Raw genomic sequence first — 514 nt, 5'->3', positions numbered from 1 at the left:
TCTTAAGTAAGTGCTTACTATAGTAGCAAGCAAGAAGATGCAAGTCATGGTTTCCCAAGACAATTTTCGCTTTGAGACGTTTAGCGAGGCGCAAACAGTTGAGCGAATCAGGACCACGATTCACCAAATCGCCTGCGAGCCACAGCTCGTCTCTTTCTGACGCAAAATCGACCGCATTGAGAAGCTTACGAAAAGACGTATAACAACCTTGAAGATCGCCTATTGCATACACGGCCATGGGTTACTCGTAGCTCACAGGGTCTATCGCATTATTATCAGCAAAAGCCTCAAGCCGCTCCTGACATGCACCGCATGTACCGCATGCTCGTTCTCTGCCTTTGTAGCAAGTCCACGTTTTGGAGTAATCCAAGCCATATTTCAAACCCTGCGCGAGAATTTCTCCCTTAGTGGCATTTAAAAATGGCGCGACAATATCGACCGGCTCATAGTTAGCAATCCGAGCGACATCGGCCATCTTACGCACAAATTCAGGCCGGCAATCAGGGTAGATCGC

The 514-nt window shown here is 48.1% G+C and carries 2 protein-coding genes; both read right to left on the bottom strand.

All coding sequences use genetic code 11. The features are described from left to right. Positions 1-238, bottom strand: a 238-nt coding sequence (locus A3751_RS01765; protein WP_197466100.1) for a metallophosphoesterase, incomplete at its 3' end; no start/stop codon positions are given. A gap of 3 nt (positions 239-241) precedes the next feature. Beyond that, on the bottom strand, positions 242-514 hold a 273-nt coding region (locus A3751_RS01760; protein WP_197466099.1), incomplete at its 5' end, for a 7-cyano-7-deazaguanine synthase.

The sequence above is a fragment of the Oleiphilus sp. HI0080 genome (assembly GCF_001635135.1).
Note: the sequence above shows the minus strand (reverse complement) of the source record. Positions and strands in the feature narration are given on the sequence as shown.